Annotated in this window: 4 protein-coding genes and 1 pseudogene; 4 read left to right on the forward strand and 1 reads right to left on the reverse strand. The window is 34.5% G+C overall.

The annotated features are described in order from the left end of the window. Positions 1–584: 584 nt before the first annotated feature. Positions 585–2519: an ABC transporter substrate-binding protein gene (locus P618_RS00715; protein WP_021827821.1), complete on the forward strand. Its 1935-nt coding sequence runs from the start codon at positions 585–587 to the stop codon at positions 2517–2519. Positions 2520–2682: 163 nt separating this feature from the next. Here the strand turns inward: P618_RS00715 and P618_RS09570 are convergent. After that, positions 2683–2897: pseudogene (locus P618_RS09570) on the reverse strand (IS5/IS1182 family transposase); the annotation flags it as partial. Positions 2898–3542: 645 nt separating this feature from the next. Between P618_RS09570 and P618_RS00720 the strand changes: the two are divergent. The 3 genes from P618_RS00720 (at position 3543) to P618_RS00730 (ending at position 6639) form a co-directional block, all read left to right on the forward strand. Further along, positions 3543–4664: an FAD-dependent monooxygenase gene (locus P618_RS00720; protein ID WP_021827819.1), complete on the forward strand. Its 1122-nt coding sequence runs from the start codon at positions 3543–3545 to the stop codon at positions 4662–4664. Positions 4665–4798: 134 nt separating this feature from the next. Further along, positions 4799–5719, forward strand: coding sequence for a hypothetical protein (locus tag P618_RS00725; RefSeq protein ID WP_021827818.1), 921 nt, complete (start codon positions 4799–4801; stop codon positions 5717–5719). Continuing rightward, positions 5719–6639 (forward strand): NAD(P)H-dependent glycerol-3-phosphate dehydrogenase, encoded by a 921-nt coding sequence (locus tag P618_RS00730; RefSeq protein WP_021827817.1) that lies wholly within the window; start codon positions 5719–5721, stop codon positions 6637–6639. Before P618_RS00725 ends, P618_RS00730 begins: the two co-directional genes overlap by 1 nt. The last annotated feature ends 532 nt before the right edge of the window (positions 6640–7171 follow it).

Below are 7171 nucleotides of genomic sequence, written 5' to 3' on the forward strand. Positions count from 1 at the left end.
TGGCTAATTTCGCCTTGAAACATATTGGCTAAACCAGTCGATGTTGCATAGTGATTTTGACTTATCAAATAGTCGCTATAAATATCAAGAAGATCCAGTTTCATTTTTTGTCCTTAAAAATTTTAATCGCCGATACACAGAAAACACATACTAGCATTAAATAGTTTTGCTATTCTTTCTACCCATTTTTTATCTTCATTGGCCTTCAACATAAACCTTTAGCTTTTCTGGGGCTATTTTACCCTTTTTGCCTAAGCGAGGCCTGCTTCTTGGTGCATGATCCACCACCTACTTACGCTACTTCTTGGATGTCGTGTTTTGAGTGTTACCAAGTTTAATATATTCTATTACTCTCTTCTTTAGATCTAAGCTGTAGTGTTTCTTTGTCATTTTCTCTTAAAAACACCCTCTCCTTGTCCCGTTTTTAAGCTAAATTACTATAGAAACGGCATAAATGACAAATTTTTATTTAGAAAAATTTTTGTGAACGACCATGATAGAAAGAAATCATTCTCATTTACAAGGATTGCATTAGATCACCTATTTCGTTTATAGTTCTTGAAAATAAATGAAAATTCTAATCGATGAAAAATATAAAAAAACACTCTATTTACCTAATTGTTATTAAATTTTTAATCTTGAATCTAAGCGCAAAAACTCTTCAAAATGTTTCTCGAAAAATATTAGCAGTTTCCGTTGATGCATCAAAATTAAATGTTGACTCGTATCTTTTAAACACGAAAACTCCTCAAACAATTCAGAAGCTTTCTTGTAACAACTTTGAAGAGGGAACAAATTTTGATCGTTATCATGTTTATAAAACACTGCATCCGCACAAATTAGTAAATATTCACGCCCCTAAAGGGGGAATTCTAACATTGCCTATTATATCTTCATCTTTTACTTCTTTAAATCCATTCGTATTTATTGGGTTTCCACCAGGAATTTTTTGCGCTCATGAACCCAGTTTAACTGTTACATCTTTAATGATGAGGTGTTGGGAATGCGATTTTCATATGATTCCTTATTGCGCGTCTAAAATTCGTAAAGCTAAAGATAATTCCTGGATCCATTTTTGTCTAGATCCAAAAGCCTGTTTTCACGACGGAACGCCTGTAACAACAGAGGATGTTTATGCAACATTCCAGTATTTTTGCTGTTATGGATCTCCTTATCGCAAAAAATTAGGTAAAAAAGTTTCTCGAATTTGTGTACATGATGCACAGAACATCACGTTTTACATGACACCCATTCAAGACGACAACAATTCAGAGCTACGATACGAACCAGAATTTCCACTACTGCTTGCAGGACTTCCCATACTTTCTAAAGCAGACATAAGTTGGAGAGATGGAACAGAAGACCCCATGACTCCGTTGTTAGGGAGTGGTCCATATCAGTTTTATCGTCATACCGAAACCGTGACAATTTATAGAAAGGTTTTTAATTTTTGGGGAAAAGATCTTCCTCAATTTCAGGGAATTGGGAATGTCAATGAAATTCAGTACAAGCGATTTTTAACCAAAGAAAGTGCATTTTCTGCGTTTATTCGAGGAGAAATCGACGTGTGGAAAGAAAGTAACCCAGAACAATGGAACTTGTATTCGTCTTTTTCGAATTTTAAAAACAAAATTCAAGTTCATAAAATCGTTCACAAAGATCCGATAGGAATGAGAGGTTTTTTTTTAAATACACGTATTCCTCTTTTTCAAGATATTCGTATACGTCAAGGGTTGAGTGCAATATTGGATTTAAAATTTTCTGATTTTCAGCGTATAGTCGGAAAACAGTCTTACCGTATTGAAAGTTTTTTTCAAGGAACTTCCTACGCGTCTTCACTGCATTTTACTCCAGAAGAATATCAGGCATTTTTGTCTCTTCCTGTTCCTGTTAAACATATTTCTGCCCTAAAACTAAGAACTAAACACGAAATTTTAAAGCATTTTAAGCGCTCAGGATGGAAATTAAAAAATCATGTACTACAAAAAGATAACATTTCTATGCGTTTTATCATTACTGTGAAAAAAAAGGAAGAAAAGGTTTGGGCGCAACGGTTCTCTATTTATCTTAAAGAGTTTGGAATTGAAGCTTTAGTAAAGGAAATCGATGAAACCGCTTATTATCGAAAAATTGCTAAAAAAGATTTTGATATGATCGTGGCAGAGCGCCTTGTCTCTCTTGCTCCTGGAGCTGAACAATTAAGCTATTGGACTTCAGAAGGAGAACATACTCAAAAAAAAAATTATTCAGGTATTCAAGATCCTAATATTGATTTTGCATGCAAGCAAATGATGTTATTTTGGAACGATCAGAAACAATATGCGTTATGGCTTTCTGTACTAGATCGACTTTTGAAATTGGGATGCTATGTATTGCCCTTGCATTATTATAATACAAAAATTCTTGCACATTGGCGTCATGTTGGAATACCGGCTTTCCATAATTTTTCTGATTCTGCTCCAGCTGTTTCTTATTGGATTGTTCCAAGCGCAAACCTCGGTTCTGCTTTGCATCGATAACTTATTATTTAACTCACTTGTTTTTTACGTAAGTACGTGCGTGATATTTTTTGGCCTGAATTGTAGGTTTGGCGTTGTTTGATGACTCCAAAATTTTTGCCGTGCATTAGACTTCTTTGGAAGCTGTCATTGTGCTCACTCCATAGTATACTGCTTTAGCTATATCTGCTATGATTTTTAATCGTTTAAGCATCCCTATCACATTTTCATTCACAACTCTTTTTCTGGCAAGAGCTCGATCGTTCGTTTTATGTTGTTGTGTGAAAGAAGTTTTTTTACTCTTCTTCTTGGAAGATCAAATTTATTTTTATCCTCTCAAGTCCTTGATATCGAGTATCTAACTCTGAATTCTTTAAATTCCCTAAAATCATAACGTTTTTCATGAAACAATGTTGTGCATAGTTTTTCTTTGCTTTTCTTATTCATCACACTGTGCATTTTGGAGGAGTGTCTTTTCTTTTTTCTAGAACGATTATTTAATTTTTTTGGGGTGCTCTATCGGTGTTTCGATAATCTTTATTCATAGCGCTCCCAAGCACTGTCTTACGAAGTTTGGATATTTTTAATGAGCGTATCCTCTTTAAATATATTCTATGTGGTACTTTCTTGGCTAACGTAAAAGTATGTCCAATATTCGCAAATGTAGTAAAGGAACCATAAGCAGCCTGTTTTTTCTATATTTAGCTTATTTTTTCTGTCACCACGAGCCTGCTTTTAATTTTCTGCTTCTTTCAGAATATTGATCATTTTATAGAATGTATTTTTTTGACACCGGGTATCTTGCAAAATTTTTATTTTCTCATTTTTTGATTTGCTCGTATACGCACCTTCAGATCTTTTTTAGCTTAATTTTTATTTAATGTTTAGTTTCCAAAGAAGTCTACTATGGGGATTTCTTTTTGTTCACCGTAAATCATCCAATTTTTAGCCAAAAACTGACTTTTTTCTTATTGATTATACATTTGCTACGTAATATATTGTACATAGATAAAATATTTTAATTTTTTTATTAAAAGTAAAACAATGGCATATTCCACAGAGATCATAATAATTGGAGGTGGCGCAATTGGGTTAATTAGTGCGCTTTATCTTGGAGCACAAGGGGTTTCTTGTCTTGTTCTAGAAAAAAAATCCTTTGAAGAGGTAGTGCAAGGAAAACGTCATTTTGCTATCGCTCAAGACGTTGTGGAGTGGTTAGCGTATTGGAAAATCGTTGATTTACGAAGTTTTTGGATTATTCAAAATGCTGCTGTTCGTATGCATGGTGTTTGTACGGAAATAAATTTTTCTTCTAAACGTTTAGGTTTACCCTATTTAGGGGTCATGGTGCATGAGCATATTTTAATGGAAATGCTTATTTCTATGATTGAAAATCATCCCTACGTTTCTGTGATGTTTTCTGAAAATTTAGAGCGCATATGGCATGAAGGTAACCGTATTCATGTCATGAATAAAAAAGACAAAATATACACAGGAAGATGTTGCATAGCCGCAGATGGGAAAGCATCTTGGGTAAGATCTCAACTCAAAAGCAAAGTATTGCGTTTCGATTTCAAGCAAGATGCTTCTTCTGGAATTGTTAAATTTCAAGGAGATGCGCATACCGTTTGGGATGTTTTTTTTAAAGATCACTGCATAGGTATTTTACCTTTTTCTTCTCATGAGGCGGCATGTATATTAATGGGGCCATCAAAAAAAATGCTCTATTCACAAAAAGATGATTTGTTGTCTCTGTTAAATGATCTGTTGCACGGAAAAATAAAAATTTTTCACTTCAAACAATGGGATGCTCATTATCCTCTTACTGCTGGACGGAGTAAAGAAGAAGTTCAAGAATTAGTTCTTTTTTTAGGAGATGCTTTGGAATGGATGCATCCATTAATGGGGCAAGGAATGAACTTATCCTTAAGATATGCTTCAAGATGGTTGAAAAATTTTCCAGATGCACTACGCTCTGGAATTTGTCTGAAACAATGGCTATTGAGATCTCAACAAAATAATTGGAAAGCAGGTGCAACTGTCAACTTTGGAGCACTTGCATTACAAAGTTCTTTTCGATTAACTTCTTGGAATATTATGCGTTGTACAACATTTTTTCCTAAAATTTTTGAGTGGTATTTTAAAAAAACACACATTACATATTAAAAAGTTTTAAATTTTTATTTAAAAGTTGCAAGTAAGCAACTTTCGATGAAAAACACAGTTCACTCAGCATAGTTAGAGTCGCAAGCGTATATTTTTTGTAGAATGGCTTTGTGAAAACATAGTTGAGTGGTATCGTGAAAAGCAAATTAAAGTTTATTTCTGTGCTAGGGTTAGTGTTGGCGTTTCATGCAAAGGCTAGTGGGGTTGTTCCTTGTTTTACTTCAGGAGCATATTTCGGTTTGGGTACTGGGATTTCAAACTCTTATAATAGATTAAAAGGATCTCAGGGATTCGATGTGTTTACTCCTGGAAATATGACGGAGTATGCTGATAAGGTAGTTGACGCGCCTTTAGGTCAGGCTGCTTGTTTTTTTGGAACGAATAATATTGCGCCTAGCGGATGGTCTGGCCTTGGTGCTACAGTTTTGCCAGAACTTGGTTATGTAACAAAAATCCCAAGAAGTTGTTTTACTATGGGAGTGTTCTTGAACGGTGGTATTGCAAGAAGTACACAAAATGCAGAAGTCCCTTATTTAGTTCAAAATTCTGGAAATGAAAATGCTGACGACTATTATGAAACGTTTCCCACAGAATTAAATAAAGGGTATATGCAAATTAAGAGTAAGGGAACTATTAGTTTAGGACTTACTTTCGGGTTTACAGGTGGAGCGAATCATTATTACGTTTTGATTGGTTGGAATAATACAAAATTTTCTGTAGGTCCGCAGTTTAATGCGATGTATGCTAATCAGATAAATTTTCAAGCTAGACAAGGTGCGATTGATCCGACTCAGGTGGTGCGCGTTAAGAATGCTTCAGGAAATATAAGTGGTGTAAGTTTCGGGTTTGGTTTTGACCGTCAAATTACTCCAGGATTTTCTGTCGGAATTCGTTTAATGGCATTAAATTCTGGTGGAAGTAAAGGAATAAAATTGCCTGAAGCAAATTATATTCTTAATGGTTTAGCTTATAACAGACCTGTTATCACTGTTCGTCCTTTTGTGACGAGTGCTATGGTTATGCTGAAGTACACGTTTTTACCTAAAAAGAAATAGTGTCTAAAGGCGTTACGTTTTGGGGAGCAGGTCGTTTTTCTTCGGCTCTTGCTTCTTGTGTAAATTTTAAAGATTCAAATGTTTTTATGTGGGGGAGGGAAAAAACTTTTTTTCTTCCTGATGGTGTAAAAAAATTTTTTGTTTCTGTTGAAGAAGCTGCTCAGAGTGGAGATATATGGATTTTTTGTATCCCATCTCAAGCTTTGCGTTCGTGCTTTTTGCGTATTAAAGAATCTACTTCTGTTGTGCCTCGTATAATTGTTTTGTCGTGTAAGGGAATAGAAGAGAAGACAGGAGATTTGATGACGGAAATTTCAGAGTTTTTTTTTCCTTCTTCTGTTCAGGTTGTTTTTGGGGGGCCTAATTTTGCTGAAGATCTTATAAAGAACAATATATCTGGCATGACTATCGCGACCCATTGTCTGAAATCTTTTGACGAGATTTTTAGTATTTTTTCAAAGTCGTGTTTACTTATAGAGCATTTTGATTTTCCACATATACTCAGTGCTTGGGGCGCTTTAAAAAACGTAGCAGCAATAGGATGTGGTTTATTATCTCAAGTTAGTTCCAGTAAAAATACCCAATCGACTTATTTGTGTAAAATTTTTTCTCAATCTATTAGGTGGATTGTTTCTCATATTTTGAACGATGGTCAGGATGGTGCTTGGACGTACGGGGGGATAGGGGATTTTTTCATGACATGTACCAGCAAAGCATCTCGTAATTTTTTATATGGTAAAAATTTTTGCTGTGACTCTTCTCTTGAACCAGATCAGTTAGTTGAAGGCTTGAAATCTTTGCAAGGTATTTTAATACGTAATGAACGATATAAACTAGAGTTACGTTTTGCGCAAAATATTAAACAAATTCTAGAAGAAAAACCTCACAAAAGCTCTTGGTTGTCTAGGTTAGTTTATTAGGGAGAAATTTAGATAACACAAATTTCTTGCATAAGTAAGCTAGAAATTTTTCTGGGTGGTTCTTTCTCAACATACGTTTCTCAAAACTTCCTTTTCTGGAAACTTTTTTTTGAGATTTACGATACCGGCAATACTTCTGAACTTGACACTACAGTATCTGCGTGTATTTCGGTAGAAATTGGACACAATTTTGAAATCTTGTAACGTGTGCTCGATCATAATCCTAACGTGAAAATATTCTGTGTTGTGTATATTTTTCTTTGTCCAAAGATGTGTTTTTGCGCTTTATAAAGAACGTTTTCATATAGAAAGCACTGTTTTTATATCTTGATATCCCAAGAAGACTCTTTTTAGGGGAGAGTCGTTTACTTTTGCACACTTAGTTCTAGATTTGGGGTGAAAATGCGTTTTTACTCTATTTATAGTAATTTACTGATGTTACGCAGCAATAGTTGATTTCTGCTTGAAATAATCATATTTTTCGTCCGTAAGTTTTTAAGGACAAAAAATGAAACTGGATCTTCTTGATATG

Origin of the sequence: Holospora obtusa F1 (assembly GCF_000469665.2) — a bacterium.
GTDB lineage: Bacteria > Pseudomonadota > Alphaproteobacteria > Holosporales > Holosporaceae > Holospora > Holospora obtusa.

Bases quoted from the DNA above. Each gene is read 5' to 3' on its own strand.
- P618_RS00720 (WP_021827819.1), top strand. From the start codon at position 3,543: ATGGCATATTCCACAGAGATCATAATAATTGGAGGTGGCGCAATTGGG.
- P618_RS00715 (WP_021827821.1), top strand. From the start codon at position 585: ATGAAAAATATAAAAAAACACTCTATTTACCTAATTGTTATTAAATTT.